Source organism: Desulfitobacterium nosdiversum, assembly GCF_049860565.1.
In the GTDB taxonomy this organism is placed as follows: domain Bacteria; phylum Bacillota; class Desulfitobacteriia; order Desulfitobacteriales; family Desulfitobacteriaceae; genus Desulfitobacterium_A; species Desulfitobacterium_A nosdiversum.
The window spans coordinates 1572508-1588778 of the sequence record NZ_CP172056.1 but is presented as its reverse complement, the minus strand read 5'-3'; the positions used below and the strand labels follow the sequence as shown (position 1 = coordinate 1588778).

Annotated in this window: 17 protein-coding genes; all 17 read right to left on the bottom strand. The window is 42.3% G+C overall.

All coding sequences use genetic code 11. The annotated features are described in order from the left end of the window. Positions 1 to 1317 (bottom strand): flagellar protein export ATPase FliI, encoded by a 1317-nt coding sequence (fliI, locus tag ACHOLT_RS07525; RefSeq protein ID WP_425806955.1) that lies wholly within the window; start codon positions 1315 to 1317, stop codon positions 1 to 3. After that, a complete protein-coding gene (locus ACHOLT_RS07520; protein ID WP_425806953.1) occupies positions 1289 to 2161 on the bottom strand; it encodes a FliH/SctL family protein in 873 nt (290 codons plus the stop codon). The genes fliI and ACHOLT_RS07520 overlap by 29 nt, the downstream gene beginning before the upstream one ends. Further along, complete coding sequence (fliG, locus tag ACHOLT_RS07515) at positions 2145 to 3149, bottom strand: flagellar motor switch protein FliG (protein ID WP_425806950.1); 1005 nt, start codon at positions 3147 to 3149, stop codon at positions 2145 to 2147. Before fliG ends, ACHOLT_RS07520 begins: the two co-directional genes overlap by 17 nt. Before the next feature lie 2 nt (positions 3150 to 3151). Continuing rightward, positions 3152 to 4762, bottom strand: coding sequence for a flagellar basal-body MS-ring/collar protein FliF (gene fliF / locus ACHOLT_RS07510; protein WP_425806949.1), 1611 nt, complete (start codon positions 4760 to 4762; stop codon positions 3152 to 3154). A gap of 113 nt (positions 4763 to 4875) precedes the next feature. Then, complete coding sequence (gene fliE, locus ACHOLT_RS07505) at positions 4876 to 5217, bottom strand: flagellar hook-basal body complex protein FliE (protein ID WP_425806947.1); 342 nt, start codon at positions 5215 to 5217, stop codon at positions 4876 to 4878. Between the two features lie 6 nt (positions 5218 to 5223). After that, positions 5224 to 5718, bottom strand: coding sequence for a flagellar basal body rod protein FlgC (gene flgC, locus ACHOLT_RS07500; protein WP_425806945.1), 495 nt, complete (start codon positions 5716 to 5718; stop codon positions 5224 to 5226). Between the two features lie 4 nt (positions 5719 to 5722). Then, positions 5723 to 6922, bottom strand: coding sequence for a protein-glutamate methylesterase/protein-glutamine glutaminase (locus ACHOLT_RS07495; protein ID WP_425806943.1), 1200 nt, complete (start codon positions 6920 to 6922; stop codon positions 5723 to 5725). Continuing rightward, entirely contained in the window at positions 6906 to 7352 is a 447-nt protein-coding gene (locus ACHOLT_RS07490; protein ID WP_425806941.1) for a chemotaxis protein CheW, read from the bottom strand. Before ACHOLT_RS07490 ends, ACHOLT_RS07495 begins: the two co-directional genes overlap by 17 nt. Before the next feature lie 356 nt (positions 7353 to 7708). Continuing rightward, positions 7709 to 9889, bottom strand: a complete 2181-nt coding sequence (locus tag ACHOLT_RS07485) for a chemotaxis protein CheW (RefSeq protein ID WP_425806939.1) — start codon at positions 9887 to 9889, stop codon at positions 7709 to 7711. 331 nt (positions 9890 to 10220) lie between these two features. Next, complete coding sequence (locus ACHOLT_RS07480; RefSeq protein ID WP_425806938.1) at positions 10221 to 10712, bottom strand: hypothetical protein; 492 nt, start codon at positions 10710 to 10712, stop codon at positions 10221 to 10223. After that, entirely contained in the window at positions 10709 to 11110 is a 402-nt protein-coding gene (fliS, locus tag ACHOLT_RS07475; protein ID WP_425806937.1) for a flagellar export chaperone FliS, read from the bottom strand. Before fliS ends, ACHOLT_RS07480 begins: the two co-directional genes overlap by 4 nt. A gap of 42 nt (positions 11111 to 11152) precedes the next feature. Beyond that, complete coding sequence (gene fliD, locus ACHOLT_RS07470; protein WP_425806935.1) at positions 11153 to 12712, bottom strand: flagellar filament capping protein FliD; 1560 nt, start codon at positions 12710 to 12712, stop codon at positions 11153 to 11155. Between the two features lie 11 nt (positions 12713 to 12723). Beyond that, positions 12724 to 13092 carry a flagellar protein FlaG gene (locus ACHOLT_RS07465; RefSeq protein ID WP_425806932.1) on the bottom strand — a complete coding sequence of 123 codons (369 nt, stop codon included), beginning with the start codon at positions 13090 to 13092 and terminating at the stop codon, positions 12724 to 12726. Positions 13093 to 13194: 102 nt separating this feature from the next. After that, positions 13195 to 14679 (bottom strand): flagellin, encoded by a 1485-nt coding sequence (locus ACHOLT_RS07460; protein WP_425806931.1) that lies wholly within the window; start codon positions 14677 to 14679, stop codon positions 13195 to 13197. Between the two features lie 331 nt (positions 14680 to 15010). Continuing rightward, positions 15011 to 15244, bottom strand: coding sequence for a carbon storage regulator CsrA (gene csrA / locus ACHOLT_RS07455; RefSeq protein WP_425806930.1), 234 nt, complete (start codon positions 15242 to 15244; stop codon positions 15011 to 15013). Positions 15245 to 15246: 2 nt separating this feature from the next. Beyond that, positions 15247 to 15687, bottom strand: coding sequence for a flagellar assembly protein FliW (fliW, locus tag ACHOLT_RS07450; protein ID WP_425806929.1), 441 nt, complete (start codon positions 15685 to 15687; stop codon positions 15247 to 15249). Positions 15688 to 15709: 22 nt separating this feature from the next. After that, positions 15710 to 16267: a DUF6470 family protein gene (locus tag ACHOLT_RS07445; RefSeq protein WP_425806928.1), complete on the bottom strand. Its 558-nt coding sequence runs from the start codon at positions 16265 to 16267 to the stop codon at positions 15710 to 15712. Positions 16268 to 16271 lie beyond the last annotated feature (4 nt).

Here is a 16271-nt window from a genome sequence, read left to right as displayed (position 1 = left end):
CTATTCCTCCAGATCTGGATTTAAGCTCTTCTTCAATGCAATAAACATTTCTTCAAAAGTGGATTTCTCATTCACTCCTTGTCTCAGAAAAGATCGAATTCCTTCATTATGTTCAATGGATGCGTCAATCCGAGGATTACTTCCTGAAACATAAGCTCCAATATCAATTAAATCTTTAGCATCTTGATATACCGCAAGATATTCTCTCAGCCTGCCCGCTAATTCTTTGTGCTCCGGGGTTATAACATCCGTCATGACACGGCTTACGGATTGAAGAATATCAATTGCCGGATAGTGGTTTTGCATAGCCTTTTCGCGAGTGAGAACAATGTGCCCGTCAAGGATTCCTCTCACTGCATCGGCAATGGGTTCATTATGGTCATCACCGTCCACTAATACCGTATAAATGCCGGTGATACTGCCCTGCTGAGACATCCCTGAACGTTCAAGAAGTTTAGGCAGAAGTGCGAAAACCGAGGGCGGATAGCCTCGAGTAGCCGGCGGCTCCCCGGCGGTTAAACCCACCTCACGTTGAGCCATGGCAAAACGTGTGACCGAGTCCATCATCAACAAAACATTCTTTCCGCAATCCCGGAAATATTCCGCAATTGCTGTTGCCGTGTATGCTGCTTTTAAACGAACCAGAGCCGGCTGATCAGAAGTAGCTACAACTAAAACAGAACGCTTCAATCCTTCTTCCCCAAGATCCTTCTCGATAAAATCACGAAGTTCCCGTCCCCGCTCACCCACAAGGGCAATCACGTTGATATCCGCGGTAGTGTTTCGGGCAATCATTCCAAGGAGTGTGCTTTTTCCTACACCGGAACCCGCAAATATTCCAATCCGCTGCCCTCGTCCAATGGTCAGCATGCCATCAATAGCTCGAACCCCGACGGTTAATGGCTCTCGGATTCTCGGACGTAAGAAAGCACTCGGCGGAGAGCTGTGCAGAGGGTAAACCTCCTTTAAGTCCAAGGGGCGCTCATCGAGAGGATGTCCTAAGCCATCCAAGATACGCCCCAGTAAGCCTTCCCCCACTCCAGCCATAAGGCGCTGCTGTTGGGGTACAACTCTATCTCCAGGAGCAATTCCTTCTAACTCGGCTAAAGCCATGAGGAGTGCTGTCGAATTGCGAAAGCCAACTACCTCGGCGGGAATTTCCGCTCCCTCCCTCGTTATGATCTTACAATACGCCCCTACACTGACACGAGGGCCTTCGGATTCGATCATAAGACCGACGATCTTTGCCACCCGCCCTTGTGAAATAACAGGCTCCATATTTTGTATTTTAATGGCTAGCTGATTCCAATTCCCCATGCTTTAATTCCTCTTTCAACAGATACTCTAAATGATCGAGCTGAACTTCTAAACGTGCGTCGAAAATTCCCTCTGAGCATTCAAGAAAACAGTCACCCGGATGTAAAGTATCATTAGAAACGCAGTTCACTTGAAGCTGGGCTTGAATGTCTGCCTGAGACAGCCATGTAAAATCGTCAGGAGAAACATGTAACAGCCAACCCTCGCGTGATTGCGGAAAAAGGGTTAAGGCTTTTATCTGATTAAGCAGCAACTCTGGTGTAATCGCAAGACTTGACCTTACCACACGTTCGGCAATTTTCAGAGCAAGATGTACAAGGTCAGTTTCAGCCTTACTCCATTCTTCTTTGGCAGCGTGTTGAGCGAGCTGTAAAATAGCATTTGTTTCCTGCAATTTTCGCTCGGCCTCCGGTCTTACCTTAGCCATTCCTTCGGCCTGCCCTTGGCTAAACCCCTTTTCATAGCCTTCTGCCTGAGCCTGAGCCGCTGCCTCTTCACTGACCTTCTTTTTAAGCTCATCAGCTTCAATTTGAGCATTTGCTCTAATATGTTCCGCGTCGGCTTGAGCCTGAGCAAGAATAGTTTGGGCTTGCTCAATAATAGCTTGAGCTTTCAGCTCTGCTTCCGAAATCAGCGGGTCAGCAACATTTTCTGCTCCCTGTATCGTATTTTCCTCAATATTTTGATTCGACTCACCCGCAGCATTTTTTTCTATAGCTTGATAAACAACAGTGATATGATTAGTTAGGTGCTCAAATTCCTCATTTTTACATTCTACTAACCGAGGAATTAAAACTTCAACGGTTTGGCTCTTTACAACTCTCTGTCTAATAAATGATTTCATCGCTGCCACCTCTCGAAATCACAATAGCACCACTTTCTTCAAGACGACGAATGACTTTAACAATTCGTTGTTGAGCTTCTTCGACATCACGTAAACGAACAGGCCCCATAAATTCAATGTCTTCTTTGAGCATCTGTGAAGCTCTGGACGACATATTGGCCATGATTTTTTGCCCGACTTCAGGATTTGAACCTTTAATCGCCAGTGCCAAATCTTTCGAATCCACTTCACGCAGTACAAGCTGAATACCCCGGTCATCCAACATGACAATATCCTCGAAGACAAACATTTGACGTTTAACTTGTTCAGCAAGTTCAGGATCGTCCATTTCTAAGGCATCCATTACGACCTTTAGTGTTCCTGGATCGCTGCGATTGAGAATATCAACCACACTCTGGATTCCGCCGGAGGATGTATAATCCGTTGGCGCCAAACTAGAGATTTTACGTTCTAAAATCCGCTCTATCTCTTTAAGTACTTCCGGGCTTGTTCTTCCCATGAGGGCAATACGTCGGGTAATATCAGCCTGCCGTTCATGAGGAAGACTCGAAAGAATTATTGCCGCCTTATCCGGTGGAAGGTGAGTCATAATCAACGCAATGGTTTGTGGATGCTCTCCTTGAATAAAGGAAAGAAGCTGCTTTGGATCCGTCCTCCGAACCAAGTCAAAGGGGCGCATCTTTAAGGAGGAAGATAAGCGTGTGATGATTTCAAACGCACGCTGTTCACCTAAAGCCCGTTCAAGTACTTCACGGGCATAATCAACCCCACCTTGCGCAATATAGTCATTGGCCATACACATTTGATGAAATTCATCAACAACTTCATCTCGCTGCTCGGCAGATATTTTACGAACATTAGCCATCTCCAGCGTCAACTGTTCAATCTCTGACTCGTTTAAATGCTGAACAATTTTAGCAGACTTATCTGGACCAAGGGAAATCATTAAAATTGCCGCTTTCTGAAGTCCATTAATACTTTGGGCCATTCCTATCGTTCCTCCGCTAACCATGTCTTGACAAGTCGGGCTACTTCGTCCGGATTATTCTGAGCATACAGCTCTACCGCTTCTTTGATCTTTTGTTTTTCTATTTCGTCTGCTGACTTTTGTTTTTTCTGAGCAAGTTTGACTTCAGCTTCTTTTTCAGCTTGTTTTTGTGCTTCTTGCTGAGCCAATAAAAGTTCTTCGGCTGCAGCCAAAGGAACAGGTTGAAGTTCCCCCCCAAGGCCAAAAGACAGAGCCTCTGCTTTGCGTTTAGAACGCATTCTCAGAACTAAAATAATAAAGATAACCGCAAGCAAGACACCTGCGCCCAACTCGACATATTTCAAGATCTGCTGCTTGCGAGCTGCTGCATCCATTTCCTGTTGAGTTTGTTTTAATGAAGTTTTATCGAAGGGAATTGCCGCGACCTGAATCTGATCTCCTCGTGTAAGATCAACACCGCTTGCCGAAGCAACTATCGTTTGAATCTGAGCAAGTTGGGCTTGTGTTACGCTATCCGAGTCTGCCATGACAGAAACAGATAAACGTTTAACCGTTCCGGGAGCTACAACGCGTTGTTCCTGGGTCGTATCCACTTGATAATTTTTCGTTGAATTTGCTTTCTGAGAGGTAGAAGTCGAGCCACCCGCAATTGCCGATTGATAGCCAGGAATATTCGTCACTGTTCCTGGAACCGCTCCGCCGGGAGTCCCGCTTGAAGAATTTTCAGTACTGTTTTGCTCACTAACAACAGCACCCGGCCCATTTTTCGTAGAATTGATTGAAACTTGATCAAAATTAAGAACTGCATTCATCCGGACAACTGTTTTACCCGACCCCAATACACGATCAAGCATACTTTGTACAGATTTTTGAAGATCATTCTCCACTTGCTGTTGAAGCTGCAGTTGGTCTGCCGACAATTTTTGAGGGTCCTTGCTCTTTCCAATCACATCGGAAAGAGTATTTCCATTTGTATCAACAATCGTTACATTCTCCCGTTGCAGCCCTTCTACTGATCCGGCTAAAAGATTGGCAATTGCGTTAACCTGTTCGTCCGCAATCTTCGTTCCAGGTGCCAATTTCAAAGTAACAGCAGCAGTCGTTGGTTTTTCGTTGCTTGCAAACAGAGAGGATTCAGGCATAACGATATGAACCCTTGCATCTTGCACTCCGGACAGGGTTTTTAAGGTCGTTTCCAATTCATTCTGCAACCCGAGAACATAACGTAGTTTTCGATCTGCATCTGTTTCCCCTAAATGCATTTGGTTTAAGTTATCAAAACTGAATTTGCTTCCTTGCGGAAGACCTGCATTCGCTAACTGTAAACGAACCTCAGCAGCTTGACTTTTCGGAACCATAATCGTTGAACCGTTATCGGCCAATTGATAATTGACCTTTAAGTCTTTTAGCTTCGTCGTTACGGCCCCGGCATCGGCAGCCGACATATTTGAAAAGATGGCCTCATACTGAGGCCGGCTTGCCCAGTAGATAAGGGAAAATAAAGCTACCGCGACAATCAGAGGAGTGATGACAGTAATCGTTTTCTGTGGACGGGATAATTTACCCCAAAAGTTACGGACGGATTCTTGTATTCCAGCCCACGAAAAATTCATCCATGGCTCCCCCTTTACTTAATTTAATATTAAAAATAAGTTTTAATTTTTGCTAACCACCCTATAATAGTGATGATCTGCGTATTAATGATTAAGAATTAAAAAGTAAACCTTTACATCTGCATGCGCATGATCTCTTGATAAGCATCTAATACCTTATTACGAGCTTCTACCGTCATATTTAACGAAAGGCTTGCTTTCTGTAAAGCAATCATTACCGTATGGATATCTTGGATCTGACCGGTGGCTAAACCTATGCTGGCGGCATCTGCAGTTTTTTGCAACGCATCAACTTGATTTAGTGCATCGGAAAGAAATTGGCCAAAGTCTGAACTCGCTTTACCAATACCATTGGTTTGTCCGATATTAGCATTTGTATTTTGCACAGGATTAACTGCAGTACCTGGATTGATCATGTTTATTGAATTAATAGGCGGGATTGCATTCACTGCCATTCAGTTTTACCCCTTTCCAATATCCAGTGCTTTTACCATCATGGATTTACTTGCATTAAGTGCCGTGACATTTGCTTCATAGGCTCTTGAGGCAGAGATCATATCCACCATTTCAGTGACGATATTGACATTTGGCATCCGTACATATCCAACAGGTATGCCCGCTTCTGCAGTTTTTGCAGCGTCAGGGGAATCCGGATTGTATTCCAACCTAAAGGGTGTTGTATCTTGGCCTATAGCCGCAACCTCCACTCCTCTGCCTACCGAGTTTGCATTATTAAGCGCTAAGGTTTGATTTAATACACTAGAAAATGTATTTTCCGGAGGTCGCGGAACAAATACCGCAACTTGCCGCTGGTAAGGGATAGGGTTTCCGGCAGCCGTACTTTGTGCAGTACGTGTGGTGTTGATATTTGCGACATTGTTAGAAATCAGATCCAGTCTCAAGCGTTGAGCGGTTAATCCTGAAGCGCTTGTATCAATCGCGTTAAAAATTCCCATTTTGTTACTCCTTTTTCAAAACACAATCGACTATAACATTACCGATCTCACTGACGGGCACAACTCGATCGGCAAGCCCTGCATCAACTATTGAACGCGGCATACCATAAACAACACATGTTTCTTCTGCCTCTGCAATTGCAAAACCATCAAGAGCCTTAATTTCCCGCATTCCTTTTTGTCCATCATTTCCCATGCCGGTCATAACGACTCCAAGCGTTCCTTTGCCTACTTCCTTAGCAAGGGAAAGGAACATAACATCAACTGAAGGATGATAAAGAGTCGGTATAGGAGCCTCATCTCCAATATGAAGTTGAAGCTGGCCGCCGCGCCGTACCATTTGAAGTTGTTTACCCGCTGGAGCAATATATATTGTACCCGCCTTTAGAAGCTCACCATGAACCCCTTCACGAACATTCAGCGGGCATAACCCGTTTAGCCTCTGAGCTAACGGGCCTGTAAAGCCGGGCGGCATATGCTGCGCTACAATAACTGGAACAGGAAAATTCGCAGGTAATTGGGGAAGTACCTTTTGAAGAGCTGAGGGACCTCCTGTAGAAGTCCCAATGGCAACAATTTCAACGGGATATTTGGGATACGTCATGCCCGCGGAAACACTTTTACTGATAGAACTTTGTAATGTTGTACTTCCCTTAATCCCTGCTGTTGAGGCTTGCAAACGGTTGGAGGGTTGAGGCGTATTAGTCGCAGTATTTTGCGGAGCAGAATAGGTACTGCTTTTTATCGTCATTCGACTGATAATTCCCTTTTTGCTCAGCCGGGCCGGGTCGACCTGTGCAGCCCCCTTAACCTTTTCATTTAAATCCCGAGCAAGGGCCTGAAGATCTGCTCCTGCTCCTCCGGAAGGCTTCGCGACAACATCAAAAGCTCCATAATCAAATGCTTTCATGGTCGCTTCTGTTCCTTCCGTAGTAACCGCACTGAGGATAATAACCGGAGTAGGCTTCCAGCGCATAATTTCATCTAAAGCCTGCAACCCGTTCATAACCGGCATTTCAACATCCATTGTAATTACCTGAGGATTTAAGGCCTGGAGTTTTTCAATTCCTTCCCGACCGTCTCGAGCCGAATCAAGAACTTTAATTTCCGGATCTTGGCTTAATATTTTTTGAAGGGTTAATCGCATAAATGGCGAGTCATCAACAATCAGAACAGTGATTGGAGAATTAGTTGCTTGCCTCATGGTTCATCTCCCCACCTATGATTTGATCCAAATCAAGGAGAATAAGAAGTCGCTCTCCAATTTTTCCGACTCCTCGAATGTAGTGTGAGTCCATACCTAAGGCAACCGGCGGCGGCGGCTCGATAGAATCTGTATCTAATCGCAGAACTTCAGTAACCGCATCTACGCGGATACCGAAAACCTTATTATGAACTTGTAAAACAATAATCCGGCTAAGATCTGTTTCTTCAACATGATCCATACCAAAGCGATTTCTTAAAGAAACAACGGGAATAACGTTTCCGCGCAGATTAATTACTCCTTCGACATAACTTGGAGCTTTGGGCACGCGTGTAATGGGAGGAATCCTTATGATTTCTTGAACTAGCATAATATTGATACCAAATTCTTCAGAGCCAAGTCCAAATGTAACGAGTTGCTCTTCTGACATGAATAAGCCCTCCTTATATTCTATTTTTAAGCTTTTCATAATTTTGGGTCATGTAGCTTCTCGCACATCCATTCACTCACCGCTCCGGGGCTAGCCCACTCGCTTCCGTGGGAGCTCTGCCAAACCTCAGGGTAATACCTGAAGTGAACCACTGGCGTCGCTAACCCACGGAAGCGCCGTGCGCTTTAACACCCCTCCGCGAAATCGTTCACTTCTGTGCGAGAAGCTATGCTTATAAGGCCTTTTATTAGCTGTCTTTATTTGCCATTCTTGTCATTCTTAAAGGTTTTTGTTTAAGCCTTTGAGTCATACATTTACGCGAATAGCCTTGATGCTTATTTAAGGTCATGCGTGGGTTAGCTTTTTCTCATGACCAGAATATCTTGAATAAGGCTTCCGATATCTAAGATTAAGGTGACTTTACCATCGCCGAGAATTGTTGCTCCGGCAATACCTGGGAGATTGTTTAAAAGTTCACCTAAAGACTTAATTACAATTTCTTGCTGTCCGCGAAGACCATCAACGATTATTCCTAAAGCCTTATCACCAAGGCCGACAACAACAACGAAGACTTCCTCACCTGGATTTTCTGGAGTTGGAAGATCAAATTTTTCCTGCAGGGAAATAAGAGGTAAGGTATTACCTCTGAGTTGTACCATCGGTAAGTTGCCAACCATTTTGATCTCCTTGCGATTAACAAGCAAAGTTTCCAAAACGGAGGATAGCGGAATTGCATAAATCTCCTCGCTCACTTCTACTAAAAGAGCTTGGATGATAGCTAAAGTTAGAGGCAAACGAATGGTAAAGGTTGTTCCTTGACCTCGACGGGTATCAATATCAATCATTCCCCCGAGATTATTTAAGGCCTTCTTAACAACGTCCATTCCAACCCCGCGGCCTGAGATATCCGTTACTTTATCCGCCGTACTAAAGCCCGGCAAAAAAATAAGATTGGCAATTTCACGATCTGCGAGTTCTTCACGTTCGCCAATTAGCCCCTTCTCAATCCCTTTCTTGCGGATTTTACCCAGATCTAAGCCTTCACCGTCATCAGAAATGAGAATAGCAATGTGATTACCTTCATGGTAAGCATCTAATGTAATTTGACCAATTTCCGGTTTACCTGCGGCTAAGCGTTCTTGAGGCTGTTCAATCCCATGATCCACCGAATTACGGATCAAGTGCATCAGCGGATCTCCAATGACTTCAACTACAGTTTTATCAAGTTCAGTATCTTCTCCTTTTAGAACAAGTTCGATTTCCTTATCCGTTTTACGGGCCAAATCCCGTACTAGTCGCGGGAATCGGCTGAAAACTGTACCAATCGGCACCATCCGCAATCGCATTACACTTTCCTGAAGATCATTCATTAACCGCCCCAGGTATACATTGGTTTCATTCAAATTATTTACAAGCGCATCCATCTTATATTGATCTTTAAGATCAAGACCAATTTGAACCAAACGGGTCCGTGTAATAACCATTTCACCGACCAGATTGATAAGATTATCCATTCGTGCTGTATCTACACGAATGGTGTGGACTTGATGATTTTCACCCGAAGATGCAGGAACCGAGGTTGTCTGGGACACCTTCATGGCTGGTTGGCTTGTTTTATTAACTGGCTGTTTTTCTTCTTGGGTTACAACTGCAGCGGTTGCCGCAACTTCTGCTTTAGCGGCTTCTTCAGCTCCGGACTGCTTTGTTACCTGAAGTTTAGTTTCTCTCATTTCGACTGCTGGATAAACATGTACTGCAACTTCAGCAATTTCGGAAACATCCATGATTTCTTCATGGATTTCTTGCTGAGATTCATCCGAATAAACAAGCAGGCTTGCTCCCTCATAAGAAGCGTTCTCTAAATCTTCAAGACTAGGAAGCATTTTCACGACACTTCCCATGCCGTCCAAACGTTGTGCGACCATTACAGCGCGAACTGCTTTCATCAATGTATTAGGGTCAAATTTTATATCAACTTGATATATCCCATGTCCTAAGCTCTGAGCATTAACAATTTTAGTTTTTTCTTCTTCAGATAATAAGAAATCAAGCGGCTGAAACTCTTCACTCGCTTCTTCTACTTGGGGTGAGGATACATCTGGTTGATTAGATTTTGGATTGCTGCCTTCCCCATTGAGAATTGCCTTCATCTCATTAACTAAATCCTGAAACTCTATGTTAATCTCTTCATGTTGTTCAACCTGGCCAAGCATTGCTTTGACACGATCCGTCACTTCAAGAAGTACATCAATCATATCCATGGAGACTTCGATTTTTCCTTGCCGTAAGCGATCAAGCAGATCTTCAGCAGAATGAGTTAAGGCTACAATCGACGTAAAGCCCATTGTCCCTGAAGCACCTTTCAAGCTATGGGCCGAACGAAACAAGTCGTTAATGAGGGCAATATTATTCCCCTCTTTTTCTAACTGTAATAGCCCAGCTCCCAGCTTTTCAATCTGTTCCTGAGAATCCAGAAGGTAAAATTCCAAAAATTCACCTAAATCCACTCCCATATTTTTTTGGTCATCTTCGCTCATAACTAAGTTCCACCCCTATCTTAAAACGTTAACTTAATTAACCGAATGAGTAATTCATATAAATATTCTAGTTCTTATCTAATAATACTTCGAAAGACAGAGTAATCCTTCATTCTTAATTCGCCATTTTTTTTTTAATTCCTTTAAAAATGTTAATTTTTACATTTTAAATATGCAAAATTTGCTATGGTATTATTACCTTATACTAGCATTTATCCAGAATATATGTAAATGCCTACATTCGACAAACTATACGACTTTTGAACAGTTTGCAATAGGACTTTTGGGCAAAAAAATAACCCCTTATTATTAAGAGATTAATTCGTTCAATCTATTTATTTTTATCGATAAATTGAGCCTCAAGAGTTTCTCCTCCAGAATAAGCATTCTTTGCCCGTTTAAAGCTCTGAATGCGGTGGAGCTCAAGCTTCGTTGCTTCCTTCTCCATTTTTAATTTATCTTGGATCCGCTGATCTGATACTAAAATGCTCTTTATAGTATCTTCGATCTTAAGTATCCATTCATTAAGTTGATCTAACTTCTTTGAATCAATACTACAGTCTTTGAAATTAATAATTGTAAATTCTGAAACGTTTAATATCTCGCAAAGTTGATTCTTTAACAAGATATTATGCGCCTCTCGCTCTTTGATTTCAGCAATTTTTACTTCTCGCTCAATCATATATTTTTTTAACTTTTCAGTTTCAATCTCTTGTTCTAGTTCTTTCTCGAAGAATAGCGCAAACTTAGAGAATTCCTCATATTTTTCAAGTTCTACCTGGTAGCCCGAGATTAATTCATCTAAAATTTTGCTCCTCATCATCGTGCACCGAGACGAGCACTTTTTGCCGCTTCCAACCAGGTCTCCCTGAATAGTTCAAAAAATTCAAGAACCGAAGTAAGACGTTTTGCATCCTTTTTTAAATTCGCTTGAATCGTTTCTTGAAGATAAAAATCATAAAGTTGATATAGATTAGCCGCGATTTCTCCGCCTCTCTCCATATCCAAAGTATTCATAAGTTCTAAAATGATATCTTGAACTTTGATCAACCATTGGTTCGAGGCTGAGTAATCTTTTTCATCCAAAGCCTTTTCAGCTAAATGCAGAAACTTAATTGCTCCATTATAAAGCATTAGCAGAAGCTTTTCTGGTGTTGCCGTCTCCACTGCTGCTTGTTTATAGGTAGCATAGGGATTACCGTTTGGCATAGTGTTTAACATGTATTTGCCTCCTCAAGAATAGTAAAGCTAACTCGCTATCCTCTACTTCGTACTGCTACTTTGCCCGTTCATAGCATTGATTTGTCCAGTTAACCAAGTGCTTTGGGAACTCAGTCCTGCTAAAGTGGTTTCGAGTGCAGCAAACTTAAGTTTCATCTGTTCCTGGTAGGCATTGGCCCGTTTTTCAAAATCTGTAATACTTTGTTTAACATCATCAATTTGTTTACCCAAATTATTTTGCATTGTATCCAGTGAGCCTTCATACATCACCATAGGGTGTAAATATTCTTCTAAAATATTTCCTAACCCCTGCGCTTTAGTCGTACTTGTTGAGGTAGTGACTGGGTTTACTCCACCATAAGAAGCACCAAATAAATTTGCCACACTTTGGAGATCTTTTCCCATAGCCGTTGTAAATTTGCTGGTATCAAAGCTTATTTTCGCATCCGTGCCATAATTATCTGCAGAAGTACTAATCCCGATTTGGCTTAGGGATGTAAATGTATTTGTCGGATTGTCAAAGAAACCCGATACCATGCCCCGCAAGCGTGCTTGAATCGATTGAACAGTAGAATCGCCAAATAAATCTCCCGTTTTTTTAGTATCTTTGTCATAGCTCGTTTTGGTTGCTAGAAACTCCTGTACCGAATTATACTGGTCGACAAAGGCCTGTACTGCTTTCTGTGCAGCGGAATAGTCCGCTGTTACTGAGACGGTCACAGTCTTGCTGCTATCTTCATTATTAAGATTTAAAGTAACTCCTGGAATTGCCGTTGTTACTGCATTGGTACTACTCTTTACGGAAAGCCCATTAACTGCAAAATCAGCATCTTCAGCAGCAATACTGACTCCGCCACTGGTGCTGGCATTAGCTTGGTTATAAGTGTTTGTTACATACCCTGTTGAGGAATCCACTGTAATTCCCAAATTGCCGAGAATTCCGTTGGTATCTACAAACTTGGCACGGTTCGTAAGTCCCGTCTGATTAGATGTAATCGAAAGCTGGTATTTACCGGAATCAACTTGTACGACTGAGGCCGTAATCCCTGCCCGGGCCGTGTTAATGGCGTTTTGAATATCGCTCAAACTCGGTGCTCCTGAAGTAGAACTTTTAATATGGATGGAAAAAGGGCTCTTTGTGGTATCCGGGTTTTGAATGGAAAAATCCCAAGAGCCCTCTCCACTCCAGACTTTAAGCCCATTAACAGAGGCATCAACGGCAGTACTAGTATCATTAACACTTATGATTTTGCTGACAACCGTTTGTGCTTTGGCAATATTATTGATGGTAACTGAATAAGTCCCTTGAGTTGCATTTAAACCCGTTGTGACGGATAGTAAATCTGTATTACTTGACGTCGCCTTTGTTGATGTCCAGGTAGGGGTATCACGCAAGGCGGTCAGCGTATTCTCCAAGGCCGAAAGGCGCGACTTGATATCCCGCCAGGCATCCTTTTGGGTTTGCAGATCCGTTTGTTGTTGCACCATCTGATTCTCTGGAATTTTATATACTGCCACCAGCTTATCTACAATTCCAGAAAAATCATATCCTGAGATGCCGGACATCGCCAGGCTATTTGAGCTTGTTGAAGACACTGACATAACAATCACCTCTAAATCTGTTTATCAACAAATATTCCTGCCATTTGAGTAAAGGAGCTTAGCATATCAAGAATTTTTTTAGGTGGGATCTCATCTAGGACATCCCCCGTTTGTTGATCGATTACTTTTACCATGACACGGCCAGATTTCTCATGCACACTAAATTCTAAACGTTTATCAATAATCCCCATTAGACGATTTAGCTTTTCAGCTGCTTTCTCAACTTCTTCTCTAGGTACTTCTTCACGAGCCGATGGGATTTCCGCTTTCCGATCAATGATTTGACGTGGAATTTCCTGGTCTTTTTCCAACCGTTGCCCCGGAAATGCATCCACCGGAATTGCCGTGGTCTGAGTAATGGGCTGAATCGAGTTGACCATTAGCGATTCCTCCTAGCAACTATTACTTCTCGTGATTTGTTCAAAAGCCGACCGACAAAGGCCGGTCGGCTTGTACAAAGATTCGTAATAATCCTAAAGATATTAACCCAATAGTTTGAGCACTGATTGAGGAGCTTGGTTTGCTTGAGCAAGCATTGCAACACCAGCTTGGCTGAGAATTTGATTCTTTGTGAAGTTGGACATTTCAGCTGCCATATCAACATCACGGATACGGGATTCGGCAGAAGTAAGATTTTCAGCTGAAGTTCCAAGGTTATTGATCGTATGTTCCAAGCGGTTTTGCATAGCTCCAAGTTTGGAACGTTCTTGAGAAACGGAATTGATAGCTTTATCAATTGTTGTGATTGCTGTTGAAGCAGCCGATTGGTTACTGACATTAAGTCCAGCCGCAACTGTTGCCTGACTATTTACAACTCCATCATTTACTGAAGCAGCGGTCGATGTAATATCCGACACATTGAATGTGGAGGCTCCAGTCGCAAGGGTAGAAAATACGAATCCAATATCAACTGTTTGACCATTTGTATTAGAACCAATCGTCGCCGAAGTATCTCCATAGTGAACGGTTTGCGCAACTCCAATTTTATTTGCCCCACTATCCTGAAGCTGTATATCAGCTTTAGCAGCGGTAGCAGTAAATGAATATTGGTCGCCTGCGGTATATTTACCAACTGCAGATGCAGCTAATGTGAAGGTCATACCATCAATAGCGATTCCTGCACTAGCATCGGCTGTAACTGTCGTCCAACTATTTCCATTATCTTTAGAATACTGGATACTCGTGGCTTTATTACCGACAACTGCAGTATCGGTAGTAGCAACTTTAACTATATATTTGGTGTCTGTAGTTCCTGTAAATAAATTGCCATTTGTCACAGCTAACTTTGAAGTATTTGCAGCATCGGTGACTTGGTCAGTATTCACAGCACCGGCTGCTGCAGCAGTCGCAGTAACATTTAATGTATATCCATTTCCTGCAGCTAATCCTCTTGAAGCATTAGTAGCATTGGCAATCTTTCCTGCTCCTGGTGCAAAAGTATCAATAGATTTTGCGCTACCAGCAACGCCTAAAGATTGAGCATCCATAGCACCAATAGATAAGCTAATATTTTGTCCTGCATTAGCCCCAATGTGGAACGTATCATTCAAGCCACCGGCCAAAAGGTTTTGCGTATTGAATTCTGTTGTATTAGAAATTCTAGTAATTTCTTTAGATAATTGATCCACTTCAGATTGAATTTTCGACCGGTCATCTGCTGTATTCGTGTCACTCGCGGATTGAACTGCTAGTTCCCTCATCCGTTGGAGAATACTATGAGTTTCATTCAATGCACCTTCAGCCGTCTGAATCATGGAAATTGAACTTTGTGCATTGCTGGATGCTTGTTTCAAACCGCTAATTTGACCGCGCATTTTTTCAGAAATAGCTAAACCAGCTGCATCATCTGCAGCTCTATTAATACGATAACCAGAAGATAATTTTTCTAAGGATTTCTGTACGGAATTATTCGTTCCTAAAAGATTACGTTGCGCATTGATACTTGCAATGTTAGTATTGATAATCATTAAGTTTTCCCTCCTTGAATTTCGTGTGTCCACATCCATGTGGACAACGTTGTATCTGCAATTTCTCTGCCGGCTTAGAGAAATGCTTTACATTATATTTATCGAAAATATTTGATTTTAATAAAGAGCGATTTAACTTGATTATGGTTATATATATTCATATTTCATGCAATATCTTCTTATTCCTTAGGTACTTAAGTCTTTTATGAAATAAACCTAGCTATCGGGGGGAAATTATCATCCATTTGAAGCCTAATTGACTCAATTCATAGGTTAATCGCCACTTAGATGAGTATAAAGAACTCAAATTATTTGCGCTTTGCCATTATATTTATTTTTTAAAATCATTTTTAAAAAGTTCCTGCAAACCTTGCGGAATCCCTAAACTGGCTGATTCTTTATTTTGTGCCTGGATATCATCATACACTTCGCTCCGTAGCACCTTAATTTCTCGAGGCGCATTAATCCCAATACGCACGTTCTCTCCGGATATCGCAACGATGGTAATTTCAATATCATCGCCAATTTTAATCTTTTCATTAATTTTACGTGAGAGCACGAGCATTATTAGTCAGCTCCTTTCTGGAGCGTAGCTGTATCCTTCGCCGGAAATACCATCGTGCTCGAGGAATACTGATCATCATTAAGAATATATTGGAGTCCCAATTTCTTCTCTGGATTAAAAAGTAACGGCGCACGAAGATTAGCCGTTGTCTTGCTTAAGTCCTGTTGGCAAAGTTTTAAAATCACCCAGACATCGATAGGCGTATCCATACCGGCTTTTAAGACGTCAGCGGTGTCTTCTATCTCTATTTCTTGAAGATAGTTAGGAAAATAAACTTCCGGTCTCAATAAAATGAAGCCGATTTCCTCAGACTCGGCTGATGTTAAAAGGGCAAGTGGGGCTTCTTTTTCGGGGAGGAATCTAAATTCAGAGAGATCTTCAAATCCTGGTAATCCTTGCGGAAAGTTAAAAATTAATTCTTCTTTTTTTCCGTGTTCAGTCATCCTTCATTCTCCTTTATCTTACTTATGCTTTAATATCTACTGCAGAACCTATAGCGTGGATCGAAATTGATGGTTCCTGTTCGAGATATGTATGAACTGTACCATATGTAAAATCGCCTTGAATAGTCCCTGGTGTAAACGTTCCCTTAACTCCTCCTTGATTAACATCAAATCCAAAAGAATTAAGAGAAACCTTAACTTCAATAGGTGGAATGACGACTAATTCAAGATCCTTCTCCCGTGGGGCTGTTGCTTCCTTAACAACCTGAGCCACTGATACTTTCTTTTCGATATGTCCTAATTCATATCCTTCATGGACTCGTCGTAAAATGCCCTCCATTGAAGTCGTCATCGCTTCCTGATTAAACTGCTTTAACTGTGTGTTGATACCACAATACCCCAGCGCTTCACGAGCTGGGGTATAATCGATTTCTAATGTGGCTGCCGGTTGAGTTATAGATATTTGAGCAGGTGTTTGCTGAATCTGCAAATCTGGAGCCTGCTGTTTCAGATCGTATTGAAAAGGTATAATTTTTAAACCGATCCGTCCAAATTGTTGGTTAATTTGTAGATCAACCATTTCG